Consider the following 243-nt stretch of genomic DNA (forward strand, 5'->3'; position numbering starts at 1 on the left):
CAACGTCGGCGTCGAGGCGCGACGTTGACCTCGTCGCGGAACACGGCGCGGACGAGACCCACGCGATCGTCGGCGCGGCGAGCATCGTTGCAAAAGTTGCACGCGACAACCACGTCGCGGCGCTGGCCGACGAGTACGGCGACGTCGGGAGCGGCTATCCGGGCGATACGGCGACACGCGAGTTCCTCCGGGCGTACGTCCGCGAGCACGGCTCACTCCCCGGCTGCGCGCGCGAGTCGTGGG

At 71.2% G+C, this 243-nt stretch carries 1 protein-coding gene; it reads left to right on the forward strand.

Annotated features, from left to right (window positions below; genetic code table 11):
* On the forward strand, window positions 1-243 hold a 243-nt coding region (locus HKX41_13025), incomplete at both ends, for a ribonuclease HII (GenBank protein ID NNC25056.1).

This window comes from Salifodinibacter halophilus (assembly GCA_012999515.1).
Taxonomy (GTDB): domain Bacteria; phylum Pseudomonadota; class Gammaproteobacteria; order Nevskiales; family Salinisphaeraceae; genus Salifodinibacter; species Salifodinibacter halophilus.